15 protein-coding genes are annotated in these 18249 nt (G+C 39.8%); 14 read left to right on the top strand and 1 reads right to left on the bottom strand.

Features of this window, described 5'->3' with window-relative positions; all coding sequences use genetic code 11:
• Positions 1 to 142 precede the first annotated feature (142 nt).
• The 9 genes from B3P16_RS14855 to B3P16_RS14815 all read left to right on the top strand — a co-directional run bounded on the left by B3P16_RS14855 (position 143) and on the right by B3P16_RS14815 (position 10476).
• Positions 143 to 2248 carry a peptidylprolyl isomerase gene (locus B3P16_RS14855; protein WP_070563322.1) on the top strand — a complete coding sequence of 702 codons (2106 nt, stop codon included), beginning with the start codon at positions 143 to 145 and terminating at the stop codon, positions 2246 to 2248.
• Positions 2249 to 2310: 62 nt separating this feature from the next.
• Entirely contained in the window at positions 2311 to 2832 is a 522-nt protein-coding gene (locus B3P16_RS14850; RefSeq protein WP_286767611.1) for a DUF2480 family protein, read from the top strand.
• A 117-nt stretch (positions 2833 to 2949) separates the two neighbouring features.
• On the top strand, positions 2950 to 3735 hold the full coding sequence (locus B3P16_RS14845) for a DUF3108 domain-containing protein (RefSeq protein WP_070563318.1): 786 nt from the start codon (positions 2950 to 2952) through the stop codon (positions 3733 to 3735).
• A 5-nt stretch (positions 3736 to 3740) separates the two neighbouring features.
• Entirely contained in the window at positions 3741 to 4304 is a 564-nt protein-coding gene (locus B3P16_RS14840) for a DUF3109 family protein (RefSeq protein WP_070563316.1), read from the top strand.
• 50 nt (positions 4305 to 4354) lie between these two features.
• Positions 4355 to 5326, top strand: coding sequence for a polyprenyl synthetase family protein (locus tag B3P16_RS14835; RefSeq protein WP_070563314.1), 972 nt, complete (start codon positions 4355 to 4357; stop codon positions 5324 to 5326).
• A 1-nt stretch (position 5327) separates the two neighbouring features.
• Positions 5328 to 6380 (top strand): TerC family protein, encoded by a 1053-nt coding sequence (locus B3P16_RS14830; protein WP_286752244.1) that lies wholly within the window; start codon positions 5328 to 5330, stop codon positions 6378 to 6380.
• Between the two features lie 266 nt (positions 6381 to 6646).
• Positions 6647 to 7834 carry an aminopeptidase C gene (locus B3P16_RS14825; RefSeq protein WP_286752243.1) on the top strand — a complete coding sequence of 396 codons (1188 nt, stop codon included), beginning with the start codon at positions 6647 to 6649 and terminating at the stop codon, positions 7832 to 7834.
• Between the two features lie 111 nt (positions 7835 to 7945).
• On the top strand, positions 7946 to 9184 hold the full coding sequence (locus B3P16_RS14820) for a thioredoxin family protein (protein WP_070563305.1): 1239 nt from the start codon (positions 7946 to 7948) through the stop codon (positions 9182 to 9184).
• 53 nt (positions 9185 to 9237) lie between these two features.
• Complete coding sequence (locus B3P16_RS14815) at positions 9238 to 10476, top strand: thioredoxin family protein (protein WP_286767610.1); 1239 nt, start codon at positions 9238 to 9240, stop codon at positions 10474 to 10476.
• Positions 10477 to 10587: 111 nt separating this feature from the next.
• Here B3P16_RS14815 and B3P16_RS14810 read toward each other — a convergent pair whose 3' ends face one another.
• Complete coding sequence (locus B3P16_RS14810; RefSeq protein WP_286843420.1) at positions 10588 to 12711, bottom strand: prolyl oligopeptidase family serine peptidase; 2124 nt, start codon at positions 12709 to 12711, stop codon at positions 10588 to 10590.
• 321 nt (positions 12712 to 13032) lie between these two features.
• Here B3P16_RS14810 and B3P16_RS14805 point away from each other — a divergent pair, with 321 nt between their 5' ends.
• The 5 genes from B3P16_RS14805 to prfA all read left to right on the top strand — a co-directional run bounded on the left by B3P16_RS14805 (position 13033) and on the right by prfA (position 18156).
• Positions 13033 to 15201 carry a M1 family aminopeptidase gene (locus B3P16_RS14805; protein WP_286843419.1) on the top strand — a complete coding sequence of 723 codons (2169 nt, stop codon included), beginning with the start codon at positions 13033 to 13035 and terminating at the stop codon, positions 15199 to 15201.
• 59 nt (positions 15202 to 15260) lie between these two features.
• A complete protein-coding gene (locus B3P16_RS14800) occupies positions 15261 to 16016 on the top strand; it encodes a UDP-2,3-diacylglucosamine diphosphatase (protein ID WP_070563293.1) in 756 nt (251 codons plus the stop codon).
• The gene (locus B3P16_RS14795) at positions 15998 to 16588 is read left to right on the top strand and encodes a Crp/Fnr family transcriptional regulator (RefSeq protein WP_286843418.1); all 591 of its coding nucleotides are present in this window, start codon (positions 15998 to 16000) and stop codon (positions 16586 to 16588) included. Before B3P16_RS14800 ends, B3P16_RS14795 begins: the two co-directional genes overlap by 19 nt.
• Positions 16589 to 16654: 66 nt before the next feature.
• Positions 16655 to 16984, top strand: coding sequence for a DMT family transporter (locus B3P16_RS14790; protein ID WP_070563291.1), 330 nt, complete (start codon positions 16655 to 16657; stop codon positions 16982 to 16984).
• Positions 16985 to 17082: 98 nt separating this feature from the next.
• On the top strand, positions 17083 to 18156 hold the full coding sequence (gene prfA, locus B3P16_RS14785; RefSeq protein ID WP_070563288.1) for a peptide chain release factor 1: 1074 nt from the start codon (positions 17083 to 17085) through the stop codon (positions 18154 to 18156).
• Positions 18157 to 18249 lie beyond the last annotated feature (93 nt).

Raw genomic sequence — 18249 nt, 5'->3', positions numbered from 1 at the left:
AGTTTTCAAATTTGTTTTGTTACATTCAGGAAAATATTCCGTTTTTTTTTATAAAAATTGTATCTTGCACCGCATTTTGCTATGCTATGCATAAATTAACGAAATACAAGTATTTACACAATATAAACACAATAAGCAGACTATGGGATTAATGGGCTTTTTGCGTAACAAAGCTGGTGTCATCTTGACCGCAGCTATGGCTATCGCAATTTTAGCATTTTTACTAGGCGATGTCGTTCGAGGGGGAGCTCCTTTTTGGGCGAGACATCAAAATCGTGTAGGGGAAGTCAACGGAACTGAAATTGAATATCCTGAGTTCAGTAAGCAAGTTGAACAAACAGAGGAAATGTTCAAACAACAAATGGGCGGTGCAGTGACCCCTCAAATGCGGACCTACGCTGTTCAACAAGTATGGAATCAATTTTTATCAAGAGAAATCTTGAAAAAGGAAATTGAAAAAATCGGTTTGACTGTCGGTAAAGACGAATTAAATGATTTAGTGCAAGGTAACAACCCTTCACCTCAAATCGTTCAAGCGTTTACCAACCCACAAACAGGACAATTTGACCCGAGTCAACTGCGTGCTTTTATCACCCAAATGAACACATCAGGTAACCAACAAGTGGCTGAACAATGGGAGGAACTACTGAAAGGCGTTAGAGATGAGCGTTTAAGCAGCAAATATGGCGAATTGCTTTCTAATAGCGTATATGTTACTTCTTTGGAAGCAAACGAAGAATACCAAGAGCGTAATAAACTAGCAGACTTCAAATACATTCTTTTGGATTACGCTTCTGTTAAGGATGCTGATGCCAAATTGACTGATGCAGATTACCAAGAATATTATAATGAGCATAAAAGTATGTTCAAAACACAAGAGGAAACACGTGCGATCCAATACGTAATGGTGGATGCAAAACCTCTTGCAAAAGATTCATTGGCCGTAAAAGAGACGATCAATAAATTGAAACAAGATTTAATCGTTGCTAAAGATGACTCTTTATTTGCTTCGATCAATTCAGACAACAAATTTCCGTTTACTTATGTGAAAAAAGGACAGTTGAGTCCTTCATTGGATTCCGTTGTCTTCAATGTTGCGGCCGGAACAACTGTGGGACCTTTCTTAAACAACAATGCGTATGAAATTGCAAAAGTTGTTTCGACGATCGTAAGCCCTGACTCTGTGAAAGCATCACACATACTATTGGATCCTGCTGCCGAAGGTGGAATGGATAAAGCATTGGCGAAAGCAGATTCGATCAAAGGATTGATTCAAAAAGGAGACAATTTTGCGGCATTGGCGGTTCAATTCAGCAAAGATCCAGAGAGCAAAACCAACGGTGGCGAGCTGGGTACTTTAACAAGAGGCCGTATGGCTCCAGATCTTGAGACAGCCATCTTCGAAAGTAAAACAGGCGATATCAAAGTTGTAAAATCACAATATGGTGTCCATGTCATTAAAATTGAAAAACAATCAGGAAGTTCAAAATATGCAAAAGTTGCTATCATTGACAAAGTGATCAACAGCGGAAAAGAAACGTTGAACAATGCACATAGCAAAGCAACAGCATTCTTATCTGCAGCTACAGCACAGAACTTTGCTCAAGAAGCGAAAAAACTTGGTCTGGAAGCAAAAACAGCCTCACGAGTAACAGCGATGGACAATGTATTAGATGGCGCCGAAGCTCCACGTGATTTAATCAAATGGGCTTTCGAAGCTAAAAAAGGCGATATTTCAGATAAAGTTTTCGAAACTGAAACCTCTTATATCTTAGCAAACTTGGTCGACATACAGCCTAAAGGAACTCTTTCCTTGGATGCTGTTAAGAAAGATATCGAACCTGCAGTAAGAAATATGGTTAAAGCTAGAATCTTGAAAGATAAATTTGACAAGGCTTTAGCAGGTACATCTTCTATTGATCAAGTAGCACAAAAAGTTGGTAAAGCAGCTATTCACGTTGAAAATGTTGTCTTCGCAAATCCAGTTATTCCTGGTGTTGCATTAGAAAACAAAGTGGTTGGTACTGTTTTTGGGCTACAGCCAAACAAACCTTCCAAAGCGATTGAAGGCAATACCGGTGTATATGTTGTACAAGTAAATGGTTTTACCAATCCTGCCGCGATTTCGGATATCAACGGACAAAAGAAACAAATGCTTGCAGCTAAAGCACAACGCGCTTGGGGATCTATTTTCCGCGCTTTACAAGACAAAGCTGAAATCATTGACAATAGAGTGAAATTCTTTTAAAAGATTTTTAAGTAAATTTGTAGCCGGACGAATTATCGTCCGGCTTTTTTTTTGATGTAAATATGGATATTCAAACAGATATTGTCAACAAAGTTGCGCAAAGTGGGTTAGTCACAGTTGACCTGGCCAACTACCATCCTAAAGCAGACAATGTAGTCTATGATATTAAGGATAATCTCTTCCATGGCTTGATTCTTAAAGAAAAGGATTTCCGAGAATTCATTAAGACACACGACTGGTCGCAATACGAAGGTAAACATGTCGCAATTACGTGTACTGCCGATGCTATTGTTCCGACCTGGGCTTATATGTTATTAGCCAACAAATTGGAACCCTATGCGAAGACAGTTATTTTTGGCGACTCAGAAGAGTTGTTGCGTATGCAGTATGCTGCGGCAATCGAACAGATTGACATGGAACAATTTCGAGATCAACGTGTGGTTGTGAAAGGTTGTGGTGATATTTTTATTCCGGAGTCTACCTTTGTGCAGTTTACGGTAAAATTGAGTAAGGTAGCAAAGAGTATTATGTATGGTGAACCCTGTTCTACGGTCCCCGTATTTAAGCGGACACAGCCTAAATAACTCAGCTCAACATAAGTATATGTCATCGTCCATGAAGGTCTCATTAACTTCAAAAGTTAAATTTATTTGAATGAAATTAACATTTCTTTTTCAAACAAATTTCGTAAACTTACGTACATGAAACTTATATCGACTTTGCTCCTTTACTTATCCGTTATCGTAAGTACTGCTTTCGCTCAAGATTTACCGCATTTAAAAGAATCGGCATTTAAAGGTGGCGAGAAATTAAAATATAAACTCCGTTATGGCTTTATTTCAGCCGCAACAGGGACATTAACCGTTGAGGATACCAAGGATGGAGCCGGAAACCCTTCCTTTCATCTATACGCTGCCGGCAAAACAGCTGGCGCCTTTGCCATATATACGGTGAGAAATGAATACAACTCGTATATCAATAGCAAGACATTTTTACCGTATTACTATACGGAAAACATTCGTGAAGGAGGATATAGACGGAACGATAAGGTGCGCTTCAACCAGGAGACAAATAGTGTTGTAGGCAACAAGGGGACTTTCAATTCGAAGGTAGATCAGACTTTCGACTTGCTTTCTTCCTATTATTTCGCCCGAAATCTAGATCTGTCGACTGTTAAACCAGGAGAATCTTTTAAGCTGACTTATTTTTTGAATGATGAGATTGCCACCTTAGGCATACAATATATTGGAATAGAAAAAATAAAAACGGAATTAGGCACTTTAGAATGTCTCAAATTCAGTCCTGAGATTAAACCAGGACGTATCTTTAAAAAAAATAGCAAGCTTTATCTGTGGGTAACCAATGATGGCAACCGTATTCCGGTCAAAGCCAATGTAGATATTCTAATCGGTTCGGTAACACTGGAATTACTCGAAGCCAGTGGATTAAAATACAAATTGGGACAGAAAGCAAGCTACTCAAAATAATTAGAATGATTGAAGTAGGAAATGTATTGGTGCACGAAGATCTAATCAACAATGACTTTGTGTGTAATTTATCAAAATGTAAAGGAATTTGTTGTATTGAAGGCGATTCAGGCGCACCTTTATTGGAGAGTGAAAAGGCTATATTGGAGGAGATTTATCCCAAAGTAAAGCCCTATATGACCGAGAAAGGTATTGAAGCGATTGAAGAGCAAGGGAAGTATGTTGTCGATATTGATGGCGATCTAACGACCACTTGTGTTGATGGGAATAAAGAATGTGCCTATGTGACCTGGGAAAATGGCATTACAAAATGCGCTATCGAAAAAGCTTACGAACTTGGCGAGGTGCATTGGCGAAAACCCGTTTCGTGTCACCTCTATCCTATCAGGACAACACATTACCCCGAATTCGACGTACTTCACTATGACCGTTGGCATATCTGTAAAGATGCATGCTCATTTGGTAAAGAATTACAGGTCCCTGTATTTAAATTTTTAAAGGATCCTCTCATCCGAACCTATGGTGAGGAATGGTACAAAAATCTTGAGAAAGCAGTCGAAGAGTTGTAACAAAATCACTATCTTTAAGCTTTAACTATTTTGGTATTTCACCCCAATTCATGTCAAAATTAAGAGAGATCCAACGTCCTATTGCCCATGAACTTGAGGCTTTTGAAAAAAAATTCAAAGCTTCAATGAAAAGCTCCGTCCCCTTGTTGGATCGCATTACACAATACCTGATCAAACGTAAAGGCAAACAAATGCGGCCCATGTTTGTGTTCTTTTCTGCTGGGATATGCAACGGAATCAATGAATCCACCTACAGAGGAGCTGCTCTCGTAGAATTGCTGCATACCGCATCACTCGTACATGATGATGTGGTAGACAACTCCTACGAACGCAGAGGTTTTTTTTCCATCAATGCTTTGTGGAAAAATAAAATTGCTGTTTTGGTGGGTGATTTTCTGCTGTCAAGGGGCCTGCTCCTTTCTGTAAAACATCAGGATTATCACTTACTAAAAATTGTATCGGAAGCTGTTGATCAGATGAGCGAAGGTGAATTGCTTCAAATCGAAAAGGCCCGTAAACTGGATATCGAAGAGTCTATTTATTTTGAGGTCATTCGAAAGAAAACAGCTTCGCTGATTGCCTCTTGCTGTGCCTGTGGATCGGCTTCTTCGAATGCAGATCAGGAGACAATCGACAAGCTCCATCAATTTGGTGAAAAGATCGGAATTGCATTTCAAATCAAGGACGATTTATTCGACTTTGGTTTAGATGACGTTGGCAAACCACTCGGCAATGACATCAAAGAGAAGAAAATGACCTTACCGTTAATCTATGCCTTGAATCAAGTGACTTCAAGTGAAAAGCGAAGGATCATTAATTTGATTAAAAACCATAATGAAGACACACACAAAGTGGCTGAAGTCATCGACTTTGTCCGCCAGAGTGGTGGGCTCGAATACGCTACAAATAAGATGCTGGAATACCAACAAGATGCTTTCCGGATCTTGGAAGACTTTCCCGACAGTGAATACAAATCGGGGTTGGAGCAACTGGTAAAATATACAACAGAAAGAAAAAAATAAAATGAGTCACGAATTAATGTTTTTTGGCGGATTCCTCATCTTTATTGCACTTATGCTAGCAATAGATCTAGGCTTATTCTCCAAAGGCGACAAACCTGTTAGCCTAAAGATGGCTAGCGTCATGAGCGCCATCTGGGTCTTATTCTCCTTGGGTTTCTATTGGCTTCTCCGTCACTATGGATTTGAATTGCACAATATCCATGACTTGGACCACCTTCAAGAAATCATTACCAAACACCACCACGATATTAAAATCATTCCCGGTGATTTAGCGGCGAGTCTCGAGCTCTACAACAAAAACCTTGGTCTGGAATATATCACCGGTTACGTTGTGGAATATGCCCTATCCGTAGATAATATCTTTGTGATGGTATTATTATTTACTTCTTTTGGCATTCCGGAGCGCTATTACCATAAAGTTTTGGTGTGGGGAATTTTGGGCGCAATCATTATGCGTTTCTTGTTTATTTTCCTTGGCGCAACCCTTATTGCTAAATTCGGCTGGATCCTCTATGTTTTTGGTGCTTTCTTGGTCTTTACAGGGGTCAAAATGTTTATCAACCGTAACCAGGACGAAGAAGTGGATCCACAGAATCACCCGGTCGTTAAATTTGCTTCCCGATACTTTAAGGTAACCCCCAAATTAGATGGTGGACACTTCTTCCATGTAGAGAACGGCGTGAAATATATGACACCGCTATTTCTTGTACTGCTGGTCATAGAATTTACGGATTTGATTTTTGCTGTGGATTCTATCCCTGCAATTTTCTCGGTTACCAAAGATCCCTATGTTGTATTTTTCTCCAATATTTTTGCAATACTTGGATTGCGGTCGATGTTCTTCCTTTTGGTCAATATCATCCACAAATTCCAATACCTCAAAGTAGGTTTAGCATTTTTGCTGGTCTTCATTGGTTTAAAGATGCTGCTGCATCATTGGTTGGCCGAAGTAGGTTTTACAACAACACATTCTTTGATCGTTATTGTCGGCATACTTGCATTGAGTATCATTGCTTCGCTGCTTTTTCCGAAAAAAGCTGAACCGACTGATTAAACGACTATTGAAAGCGTACCGACGGTCATTATTCGGCGAGAAACTCCGGTAATCCGCGCGAAATTATAAACGATACAGAACACCATGGTCAGAAAGAAATTTCTGACCATTTTTATGTGATATATGCTTTATGCATATCCTATTCTCCAGCAAAAGATTGCAGAAAAACAGCAGATTTTTAAGAACAATTATTTTACAGAGGAATTTACCTTACTAAATTTTATTTATTTAATTTAGCACCACACTAAATTAACAAAATACTAACAATGAATTGGAATAAAACGATTGTACTAGCGGCTTCACTTTTCGCAGCTTCATTCCAAGTACAAGCACAAGACAATTTGATCAATGCGCTAAAAGCAAATCAAAATGACAATAGCAAATCTGGATTTACATTTACTGAAGTTATCAATCTGGGTAACACATCCATCAAAAACCAAGGTTCATCTGGTACTTGTTGGTCTTATTCAGGTAACTCTTTCCTGGAGTCAGAAATGATCCGTATGGGTAAAAAACCAGTGGAGATCTCACAAATCTATACCGCGCGCAACACGTATTTAGATAAAGCACGCACGTATGTACGCCTTCATGGCGGATTGTCATTGGGTGAAGGTGGTCAATTCCATGATGTGTTGAACTCTTTCCGTAAATATGGTACAATGCCGCAATCGGCTTACACAGGTCTTCACTACGGTACTACACGTAACAACTTTGGTGAAATGACCAATATGTTGGATGCGATGTTAGGAGCAGTAGTAAAAGGTAAAACGTTAACGCCAAACTGGGAAAAAGCCTATACCGCTGCGATGGATTCTTATCTTGGGGAAGTACCTGAGAAATTTGACTATAACGGTAAATCCTATACACCGCGCACCTTTGCTGATCAGGTAATCGGTATCAATCCGGATGATTACGTGGGTATTGCTTCGGTAACTGACCATCCATACTACAGCCAATTCGTATTGTTGATTCCAGACAACTGGTCATTCGACCGTTTCTATAATGTTAAGATGAACGATTTAACGGACATTATTGACAACGCTTTACAAAAAGGTTATACGGTAGCTTGGGCTACTGACGTATCAGAAAAAGGTTTCTCTTGGAAAAACGGTGTAGCTTATGTACCAGAAAAACCTTTCGAGGAAATGACAGATCAAGAAAAGTCCACAATGTTTGTTGGTCCTAAACCAGAGTTAAAAGTAACACCGGAAGAAAGACAAAAAGCTTTCGACAACTGGCAAACTACAGATGACCACGGTATGCATATCGTAGGTCTTGTAAAAGATCAAAACGGAAAAGAGTATTACATCGTTAAAAACTCTTGGGGTACAACAAATGACTACCATGGTTATTTGTATGCATCAAAAGAATTTGTACGATATAAAACAACTTCTTTGATGTTACATAAAGACGGTCTAACAAAAGATTTAAAATCGAAGATAAATATCAAATAAGCGATTTATCAGTCCACGAAAACACCTCTGAAATTAATACTTCAGAGGTGTTTTTGTTTTCAGATTAATTTAATAACTTAAACATAATTATGAATCTTTTGTTGAGTGAGTATGAGAAGTATAATCGCGTTATGCCTTACAATTTTATTCGGGAATTTGGCTCAAGCCCAGACTAAGGGAGTGAAATTTGTAGAAGGGTTGAGTTGGAAGCAGATAAAGGAACGGGCACAAGCTGAGAACAAGTTTATCTTCGTAGAGCTATTTGCAACCTGGTGTGGCCCATGCCAATATATGAGCAATGAGATCTTTCCCCTAGAGCAGGTGGGGCAGCCAATCAATCAGAACTTCATTAGTGTAAAAGTGCAAATGGATTCGACAGAGTCCGACAATGCCAATGTCAAAAAATGGTATGCCGATGCGCGTGCTATTTCCAATGAATACAATATTCAATCCTTTCCCACATTTCTTATCTTTAATCCCGATGGGCAGGCGGTACACCGGATTGTCGGTGCAAGTGATGCTCCCGAATTTGTCGGACATGTGATGGATGGACTAAATCCCGAAACACAGTATTACACGCTGTTAAAAAAATTCGAGAAAAGACCCCAAGATATTTATACGGCCAAGCAGATGCTGAAAGCAGCAAATATCGCTTACGATGAAAATACTGCACGAAAGGCAGAAAATACCTTAGCGAATTCATTGGGTACGGATGAGTTATTCAAAAAAGAAAATGTCCATATTTTATTGGCAGCTGCCAAATTCACCAATTCAAAAGCTTTTAATCTTATTCGCAACAATAAAGAGAAAATCGATATTCTATTAGAGTCACCAGGTATTGCCAACCGCACCCTGGCTAATGTTGTCGTCAACGAATTATTTCAGATTAAGATTGATGCCAAACATGAACCCAACTGGGATAGTTATCAGAATGAACTCGCTGCAAAATATCCAGACATCGATTTCATCCCGATGTTCAAGAAAATAAAAGCACACTATTACCTTCAGGTGAAGAATTACGTCGCCATGAAGAATACCATCAATGATTACCTTTCGTCAGAAGATTTTACCCCACACCAATTAAATACCTTTGCCTGGACTATTTTTAATAATAGCAGTGATACTGCATGTATTGAATCCGCGTTAAGCTGGAGCAAGAAATCCATCCTTGAGGATCCAAGCAGTGCATTTTTGGATACCTATGCAAATCTGCTCTATAAGAAAGGAGAAAAAGAAAAAGCCATAAAGTGGCAAAACAAAGCGATCGAAATGGCCAGTGAGGACGATCGTCCTATCTATCAAGAAACACTGGACAAAATGATGAAAGGAATAAAAACTTGGGAAAACTAAACCTATCCCGACCAATACGAACGATTAAATTAAAAATCCAAAATACCAACATTATGAAAAAATTGATTTTAATGCTATTTCTAATTCCAACCCTCCTATTTGCGCAGAGCGAAGGGGTCAAATTTGAGCATGGGCTCAATTGGAGTCAGATTAAAGAAAAAGCGGCTAAAGAAAACAAATTCATTTTTGTAGACTGTTTTACAACCTGGTGTGGCCCCTGTAAATATATGTCGAGTACCATCTTCCCACAAGCCAAAGTAGGCGATTTTTTCAATGCTAAATTTGTCAATGCAAAAATTCAGATGGATAAAACTAAGAATGACAATGAAGATGTAAAATCATGGTACGAAGAGGCCGATCGTTTTGCCAAAGAATATAAAGTTAGAGCCTACCCAACTTTTCTGATCTTTGACTCAAAAGGTACCCTTGTGCATCGTATCGTAGGTGGTGGTGAAGCGGACGATTTTATAGCGAAAACACAAAAATCACTTGATCCAAATACACAATATGAAACACTATTGGCAAAATTCAATGCCGACCCAACAAATGTAAACATCGCCAAAAGTATGGCTATAGCTGCCAAAGAAGCTTATGATCAAGAGACCCAAGCAAAAGCGGAAGGAGTCGTATTAGCGTCCTTGTCTACGGATCAAATCTTTACAAAGGAGAATGTTAGTTTATTACTTTCAGCGGCGAATGTTGTCGATTCTAAGGCTTTTAATTTAATCAAAGACAATCCTGCTAAATTTGATGTCGTTAGTGAAAAAGTGAAAGCAAATGACTTCCTCTCCCAACTGTTGGTTAGTAATGCAGTAAACACCAAAATTCGTGCAAAGGAAACAGTTGATTTTACGAGCATAGAAAAAGAATTGGCGCAAAAATATCCGACTGTGAATACAGAGAAAGCAAGTCTCGAAATGCAACCACGTTATTATGGTTATACCAAAAATTACCCTGGTTTAAGAGATAGCTTCAATAAATACATTGCAAAATATGGTTCAACCATTACCGCTGCAGAACTAAACAACATGGCGTGGTCCATTTTTGAAAACTGCAATGACCCAGCGTGCCTAAAAGCAGCAGCTGAATGGAGCAAATTATCCAACGAAAAAGAAAAAGATGCACCCATGTATTTAGACACTTTTGCAAACATATTATATCGCCTCGGAGAAAAAGAAAAAGCAATTAAAACGCAAGAAAAAGCGATCTCACTCATTACCGATGCTACTCAAAAAGAAGAATATGTAGCAACATTACAAAAAATGAAAAAGGGTGAAAAGACCTGGCAATAAGAAGATATTCGAATAGTCAATGAATAAAAAAAGCCGCAATCAAATTATTGATCGCGGCTTTTTTATGGAGAACAAGACAGACAATATGTTGAGTCTTTGACTGCTGTCCGCTTATTTTAATTCTTTAATACCCATATTCCAAAGGGCAAAAGCATATTTATCAACTGTACTATTGATCAGGACTTCTGTTGACCTTCCCGCACCGTGACCAGCTTTTGTCTCAATACGAATCAATACAGGATTATCACAAGCTTGTTTTGCCTGTAGTTCGGAAGCAAACTTATAGGAGTGCGCCGGTACCACCCGATCATCATGATCTCCCGTAAAGACCATCGTCGCTGGGTAACAAACTCCAGTTTTCACATTGTGCACCGGAGAATATGCTTTCAGATAGTCAAACATTTCTTTGCTATCATTGACTGTACCATAATCATAGGACCAACCTGCACCGGCTGTGAAGGTATGATAACGCAACATGTCCAAAACACCAACCTCGGGAAGTGCGACCTTGGCTACTTTGGGATCTATTGTCATTGTTGCCCCCACGAGCAAACCACCATTGGATCCCCCCGATAAAGCGGTGTACTCGGGTGATGTATAACCATTCTCCTGAAGATAATGTGCGGCGGCAATAAAATCATTAAACACATTCAACTTATTGAACTGTCTGCCGCCATCATGCCATTTCTGACCATATTCGCCGCCCCCACGTAAATTCGGAACAGCATAAACACCGCCATTTGCCAACCACACCGCAACGGAAGTACTAAAGGCAGGTGTCAAGCTGATATTAAAGCCGCCATAACCATACACAATCGTCGGGTTTTTCCCATTCAAGACAATCCCCTTTTTGTACGTAATAATCATCGGAACCTTAGTACCATCTTTGGATGTGTAGAAAACCTGTTTCGATTCATACTGATCGGAATCAAACTTCACCTTAGGTTTGATATAAAGTGCAGACTGACCAGAATTCACGTCAAACTTATAACTTGAAGAAGGCGTAATGTAATTTGAAAAACCAAAATAAATTTCTTTTTCCTTTTTCTTGCCCGAAAAACCACTCGCTGTGCCTACACCTGGCAATTCTATTTGCCGAATCTTTTTACCGGTATAATCATATTGAATCACCACTGAAACCGCATCTTTCAAATAATTTGCAAAAAGATAACCACCTCCGGTGCTGATCGAAAGCACATTTTCAGTTTCTGGAATAACATCTTTCCAGTTCTCCTTTGCAGGATTCTTCAAATCCACTCTTACCAAACGGTTGTTGGCAGCCTTGTAGTTTGTCTCCAATAAGAAACTATCCCCAATATTGTCAACGACACTTGTATTGGCATCAAAATGATCTTGTAGGCAGACAATCTTGCTATTCGGTTGCTGGAGATCCTGATAATAAAGTTCATTTCCTGTTGTCGTATTTGCAGCTGAAATAATCAGGTAACGTTGATCGTCTGTTAATGAAGCACCGACATAACGTCTCGGTGTTGCAGCACCGCCAAAAACCAATTTATCTGTAGACTGAGCTGTTTTAAGTTTATGGTAGTATAATTTATGTTGGTCTGTTTTTTCAGAAAGTTCAGATCCCTTTGGCTTATCGTAACTCGAGTAATAAAAACCATCGTTTCCTTTCCAAGCAATACCAGAGAATTTGACATCTACTAATATTTCTCCCACAGGCGCCTTATCTTTGGCATTCAGTACAATGACTTTCCGCCAGTCCGATCCCCCTTCAGAAATAGAATAGGCGACTAAACTCCCATCCTTTGAAAACGAAACATCGGCCAATGAAGTCGACCCATCTTTCGAGAACGTATTTGGGTCCAAGAAAACTTCTTCTGCTCCTCCCTCCCCCAGTTTACGGTAGAGGACAGCATGTTGCTGCAAGCCATTATTCTTAAAAAAATAAGTGTACTCGCCTTCCTTAAACGGGGTTCCTATTTTTTCATAATTCCATATTTCGGTTAATTGATCTTTTAATTTTGTACGGAATGGAATAGCATTCAAGTAGTCAAAAGTCACTTTATTCTCTGCCTGTACCCAGCTTTTTGTTTCAGCTGAACGATCATCTTCCAACCAGCGGTAAGGATCGGCTATCTTTTCACCCCAAAATTCATCCACGACGGTTCCTTTATTTGTCGTCGGATATGTCAACTGTTGTCCATAACCAGTCGTCTCTGTACCTGCCATACCTATCATCATTAGGATAAGACCAAAATTCTTATTTATCATAAAACCTTATACTTGTTTCAACCAATCTAAGTTTTATTCACTTAGCATTTGAAAATTCAATTTGAGTTGAATATAAACAAATTTATCGACCTCTTACCTACCTCAGGCAGTTTTTTCTCTTCCTCGAATAATAACTAAAAAGCCTAGATTCATCACTTCCCGCTTGTCCTTTACGTTAGCATCCAAACTACCTAAATCAAAGCGAATAAATAAACAAAACATGGGCCGCTCATAGTAGCGTTAGATACATTTCTGCAGCGTATATTTTTATCACAACCGAAATTTCTTTAGATTTATTTAAATCTTGAAAATACTATAACCATGTTTAAAAAAGTCATATACCTTTCTTTGTCGATTTCCATTCTTCAAATCGGAATAAGCGAAGCACAACAATTACCTATAGATCAGCAATATCGAGCCACCCCTACCAAGATCAATGATCTTGTCCACACCAAACTCGATGTACGTTTTGACTATACAAACCAATTTCTGAATGGCAAAGAATGGGTCACTTTACAACCCTATTTCTACCCAACAGACTCCCTCCGCCTTGACGCAAAAGGCATGGATATTAAACAGGTATCTTTGGTCAATGGCACACAAATGATTCCCTTGAAATATACCTATGATGATCACTCTCTACTGATTAAGCTCGACCGGAATTACCTTGCAAAGGAGCAATATACAGTATACCTCGATTATACCGCAAAGCCCAATTTATTGAAGGCGCGGGGCAGTGCAGCAATCAACGATGCTAAGGGGCTTTATTTTATCAATCCAGATGAACGCACACCCAACAAACCTCGTCAAATATGGACACAGGGCGAGACTGAAGCATCATCAGCCTGGTTCCCGACAATTGATCGCCCCAACCAAAAGACGACGGCTGAAATCTCCATGACCGTTCTTGACAATTACGTCAGTTTATCGAACGGTGCATTGAGCAATCAACAGAAAAATAGTGATGGCACACGTACAGATACCTGGAAAATGGATTTACCACATGCCCCATATCTATTTATGATGGCCGTTGGTGATTTTAAAATCTATCAGGACAAGTACAACAATATCCCCGTTGACTACTACCTTGAACCGAAATATGCACCCTATGCCAAAGATATCTTCGGAAAGACACCGGCCATGATGGATTTTTACAGCAAGACTCTAGACGTTCCTTACCCTTGGAATAAGTATGCACAGATTGTCTGTCGCGATTATGTCTCAGGCGCCATGGAAAATACAAGTGCAACCCTACATGGCGAACATGTACAAAAGACAAAACGCGAATTGTTGGACGATAATCAGGAGGGAACGATTGCCCATGAACTGTTTCACCAGTGGTTTGGCGATTTGGTAACAGCAGAATCTTGGTCCAATTTGACCATGAATGAATCTTTCGCTACTTTCGGCGAGGTTATCTGGCGTGAGCACGATGGTGGTAAAGATCGTGGCGATAAATCTAGATTTGAAAAACTCCAGTCTTATCTCAAATCGACAAAAAATGGAAAAAGTCCGACTTTAGCCCGTTATTATTATCATGATAAAGAAGATATGTTTGATAATATCAGCTATGCAAAAGGTTCATTGATTCTCTATGCTTTAAAAGAACAAATGGGTGATGAAGCGTTCTATCAATCGCTGAAAAAATATTTGACAGACAATTCCTTTAAAACCGGCGAACCGCAACAGCTCCGTCTAGCGATGGAAGAGGTGACCGGAAAAGACTGGGCTCCGTACTTCAATCAATGGTATTACCAAGGTGGGCATCCAATTTTGAAAATCACGACAAGAAACGGAGAGAACAGTATCATCCTGAATGTAGCCCAAATTCAAGATTCAACCGTGCAGACATTCCAGCTTCCCTTAGCCGTCGATATCTATACGAAAAATGGGAAGATCAGACAGACCTTTCAACTCAACAAGCGGAATGCCCAATTTATGATTCCTTTACCTGCTGCTGTTGAATTTATTGATGTCGATCCCGAAAAAACACTCGTTGGTCAAATTCAAATCGATAAGTCAGATGCCGACTATCTGTATCAATATGAGCATGCACCTTCATTTGCTAACCGCGTCGGTGCGATTGCATACGCCTCAAAAAATCCGACAAATACCATCAGCCAGCAAATCTTAACAAAAGCATTGGCGGATACCGATGCGGATCTTGCTGCAACAGCAATTCAAGGGCTCGATTTAAGCAATCCCACGGTTCGCAAATCAACAGAAAAAACAATCTTGACACTTGCGGAGAAATCCGAAGCCTCTGTCATCCGCGCCTCTGCGATTCAAAAGCTCGCACAGACAAAAGATAAAAAATACAAAAGTCTAATTCTGAACGCTGTAAATGACAAATCTTATATGGTTATCGCAAGTTCAATCATGGCGATAAAAAGTGCTTATCCCGATCAACTTCAGCAGTCTTTGAAGCGCATTGACCCCGATGCCACGGAATATCTAAAGGCGCTCATCACCGAATTATCGAAATCATAGCAAATTATATTGTGGCGGCGAATTTTGTATTCGCCGCCATTTTTTTTAGTTTTGGCCACATGTCAACAAGAACAAAAATTTATTTTGCCTCCGACTTTCATCTTGGATCTTACCCCTTGGAACGTTCACGGGAAAGGGAGCTGCAAATTATACAGTGGCTGGACCAGATCAAAACAGATGCTGCACAGCTCTATCTTGTTGGTGATATTTTTGATTTCTGGTTTGAATATGCCACGGTTGTCCCGAAAGGCTATATCCGCTTTTTGGGTAAATTAGCCGAAATTTCGGATCTCGGCATTCCCATTACTTTATTTAAAGGAAACCACGATATGTGGATGTTTGACTACCTCAAAAAGGAATTAAATGTTCAGATCATCGACAATGAGCTGGAATTAAAACTCAACGGAAAACACTTTTATATTCACCACGGCGATGGATTAGGTTCGGGTGATTACAAATACAAGGTACTCAAGAAAGTATTTCGGAGCCGTCTCTGCCAATGGTTATTTGCGCGGTTGCACCCAAATTTTGGAATCGGAATCGCGACACGCTGGTCCAAACATAGTAGGCTTTCGAATAATGAGGACGAAAAGTTTTTGGGTGAAGACAAAGAATGGCTGATTGGCTATGCAAAGGAGCTGGAGTCGACCCAACATCACGACTATTATATCTTTGGCCATAGACATCTTCCCTATGATGTTGAACTCAACTCCAATAGCCGTATTCTAAATTTAGGGGAATGGATCAATTACCATACCTATGCAGTATGGGATGGTGAAACTTTACGTTTGGAAAAATGGGCGAGCAAATCCTAATTTCTTTATCCGATTGTCTGAACGGTTACCACTTTCTAACGCCTGAAAGTGCTGCAAAATTGGAGCAGGTCAGTACGAAAATCACAGCGAAAAGAAATAGCCTGCTGATCGAACAGGACAAAATTCAAAAAAATCTCTATTTTCTGGCTTCCGGATTAGCCCGCGTTTACTACGAGACGGCCAACCGTCAGATTACCCTGGATTTCGTTTCACCCGGTGGAACGCTCATATCCATGAATAGTTATGTCCATGATACCCCAGGTTATGAAAATATAGACCTGTTGGAGGACAGTGTTGTTTATCAGATAGACCAAAAGCAACTTTTTGATCTCTACGAAAGTGATATTGCCATTGCCAACTGGGGAAGAAAGATGGCTGAACTTGAATTTATCAAGGCCGAGCAACGAACCATGTCCAAGCTCTTTAATACTGCCCAAGAGCGCTATGCCGAGTTACTTCAAAAATACCCTCAATATATTCAACGGATCAAACTTGGTTACATCGCCTCCTATCTCGGTGTCAGTCAGGTTACCCTAAGCCGGATTCGCGCAAATATTCACACAAATTTTTAACATTTGTAAAAATTATTATCGCCCTAAAGCCGGATCTTTGTATCGAAACAAAAAATCAAAAAAGATATGAACTGGGTATTTTTAATATTGGGTGGATTATGTGAAATCGGCTTTACGACCTGCTTAGGTAAAGCCAAAGATGCAACCGGAAATGCACAATGGCTCTGGTACGGTGCGTTTGTCGTATTCTTATTTGCAAGTATGGGCTTATTGATCAAAGCTACACAGACACTTCCCTTAGGCACAGCTTATGCTGTTTGGACCGGAATAGGTGCAGTAGGCACAGTTTTAATGGGGATCATCTTCTTTAAGGAGCCTGCAGATTTTTGGCGCATATTCTTTATTTTCACGCTGATTGCTTCCATCGTGGGACTAAAAGCAGTTTCCTCTCATTAATAGCAGGCTAGGTTGTTTAAAAGCAACAAAATTTCCTTACTTTTGTACACTCAATAGTAATCTAGGTCATACATTCCTAGAAGAAGCATTTTTGATATATGTTAGATAAATTACAAGCGATAAAAGAAAGATGGGAAGAAGTGGAAGCTGAATTGAGCAACCCTGATACCATGCAAGATATGAAACGTTTTGCCAAATTGAATAAAGAGTACAAAGATTTGGGCAAAATCGTGGATCAGTACCATATTTACAAAAATATGGTGAGTAATATTGATACCAATAAGGACATCATCATGAACGAGAAGGATCAAGAACTTCGTGAGATGGCTAAAGAGGAATTGGATCTTTTATACGTAGCAAAAGAAGAAAAAGAAGAAGAAATTCGCTTAATGTTGATTCCTAAGGATCCTGAAGATGCGAAAAATGCCATTATCGAAATTCGTGGTGGATCAGGTGGTGATGAAGCAGCCTTATTCGCTGGCGACCTTTACCGCATGTACACACGTTATTTCGAAACCAAAGGCTGGCGCAACGAAGTAATGGACGTTACCGAAGGAACTTCTGGCGGTTATAAGGAGGTGATCTTAAAAGTCATCGGTGAAGACGTTTACGGACAATTGAAATACGAATCAGGTGTACATCGTGTACAACGCGTTCCGGATACGGAGACACAGGGTCGTGTACATACTTCTGCAGCATCTGTTGCAGTTCTTCCTGAAGCTGAAGATGTCGATGTTGAGATCAATCCGGGTGATATTGAATTACAGACATCCCGTTCAGGTGGTGCTGGTGGACAGAACGTCAACAAGGTTGAAACAAAAGTGCAGTTGACGCATAAACCAAGTGGTATCGTTGTGGTTTGTCAGGTAGAACGTTCCCAATTAGCCAACCGTGAGTTAGCGATGGAGATGTTGCGGAACAAACTTTACGAGCTCGAGTTGAACAAAAAGAACGGCGACATCGCTGCAAAAAGAAAAACTTTGGTATCTACTGGAGACCGTTCGGCAAAAATTCGTACCTATAACTATCCACAAGGTCGCGTAACGGAGCACCGTATTGGAATGACGATGTACAACTTACCGGCAATTATGGACGGTGATATTCAAGGTATTATCGATGCATTGCAGTTTGCGGAGAATGCAGAGAAGATGAAAGACGGTCAAGTAGATTAGTTTTTTTTCAAAAAATCTTTGCAGATACGTAAACAAACGCTATATTTGCACACCTTCTGAGGAGAAGGGTTGAGGTCTGGTAGTTCAGCTGGT

Origin of the sequence: Sphingobacterium sp. UBA7631, from assembly GCF_002483935.1 — a bacterium.
Taxonomy (GTDB): domain Bacteria; phylum Bacteroidota; class Bacteroidia; order Sphingobacteriales; family Sphingobacteriaceae; genus Sphingobacterium; species Sphingobacterium multivorum.
This window is presented reverse-complemented; position numbering and strand designations above follow the sequence as displayed.

Coding starts and splice junctions, on each gene's coding strand:
- B3P16_RS14855 (WP_070563322.1), top strand. CDS start 143: ATGGGATTAATGGGCTTTTTGCGTAACAAAGCTGGTGTCATCTTGACC.
- B3P16_RS14850 (WP_286767611.1), top strand. CDS start 2,311: ATGGATATTCAAACAGATATTGTCAACAAAGTTGCGCAAAGTGGGTTA.
- B3P16_RS14845 (WP_070563318.1), top strand. CDS start 2,950: ATGAAACTTATATCGACTTTGCTCCTTTACTTATCCGTTATCGTAAGT.
- B3P16_RS14840 (WP_070563316.1), top strand. CDS start 3,741: ATGATTGAAGTAGGAAATGTATTGGTGCACGAAGATCTAATCAACAAT.
- B3P16_RS14835 (WP_070563314.1), top strand. CDS start 4,355: ATGTCAAAATTAAGAGAGATCCAACGTCCTATTGCCCATGAACTTGAG.
- B3P16_RS14830 (WP_286752244.1), top strand. CDS start 5,328: ATGAGTCACGAATTAATGTTTTTTGGCGGATTCCTCATCTTTATTGCA.
- B3P16_RS14825 (WP_286752243.1), top strand. CDS start 6,647: ATGAATTGGAATAAAACGATTGTACTAGCGGCTTCACTTTTCGCAGCT.
- B3P16_RS14820 (WP_070563305.1), top strand. CDS start 7,946: ATGAGAAGTATAATCGCGTTATGCCTTACAATTTTATTCGGGAATTTG.
- B3P16_RS14815 (WP_286767610.1), top strand. CDS start 9,238: ATGAAAAAATTGATTTTAATGCTATTTCTAATTCCAACCCTCCTATTT.
- B3P16_RS14810 (WP_286843420.1), bottom strand. CDS start 12,711: ATGATAAATAAGAATTTTGGTCTTATCCTAATGATGATAGGTATGGCA.
- B3P16_RS14805 (WP_286843419.1), top strand. CDS start 13,033: ATGTTTAAAAAAGTCATATACCTTTCTTTGTCGATTTCCATTCTTCAA.
- B3P16_RS14800 (WP_070563293.1), top strand. CDS start 15,261: ATGTCAACAAGAACAAAAATTTATTTTGCCTCCGACTTTCATCTTGGA.
- B3P16_RS14795 (WP_286843418.1), top strand. CDS start 15,998: ATGGGCGAGCAAATCCTAATTTCTTTATCCGATTGTCTGAACGGTTAC.
- B3P16_RS14790 (WP_070563291.1), top strand. CDS start 16,655: ATGAACTGGGTATTTTTAATATTGGGTGGATTATGTGAAATCGGCTTT.
- prfA (WP_070563288.1), top strand. CDS start 17,083: ATGTTAGATAAATTACAAGCGATAAAAGAAAGATGGGAAGAAGTGGAA.